This is a genomic window from Pseudomonas sp. NY15356, from assembly GCF_048068175.1.
Classification (GTDB): Bacteria; Pseudomonadota; Gammaproteobacteria; order Pseudomonadales; family Pseudomonadaceae; genus Aquipseudomonas; species Aquipseudomonas putida_K.
Genome location: NZ_JBLUPW010000096.1, coordinates 1 through 333 on the forward strand (window position 1 = coordinate 1; position 333 = coordinate 333).

The following is a 333-nucleotide window of genomic DNA, read 5'->3' on the forward strand; positions in this document are numbered from 1 at the left end:
CAGCAGGTGGTCATTCAAGCCGGTAAAACCGAGGTCGACTATTCGTTGCCAGCCCAGGGCGATGACGTATTCAAGGACGCAGGTGAAGTTTCGCTGGGTGTCACCGATGCGGCCGTCGCCGGCAAGCAGTTCGAAAACCTGCAACTGGGCGACAAGGCCACCGTCAACATCACCGACACGATCAGCGAAGTGAAAGCCACGCTGTCTGTGGATAAATCCACTGTCGCTGAAGGCGGTGAAATTACCTACACCGTGACCCTCAGCAATGGCCAGAAGCTGCCGGTCAACGCCCATGGTGGCCTGGTCTTTACCCTGTCGGACGGCACCAAGGTT

Annotated in this window: 1 protein-coding gene; it reads left to right on the forward strand. The window is 57.7% G+C overall.

Features of this window, described 5'->3' with window-relative positions:
- A partial coding sequence (locus tag ACNFCI_RS24095) for an immunoglobulin-like domain-containing protein (protein WP_416768439.1) occupies positions 1-333 on the forward strand: 333 nt, incomplete at both ends.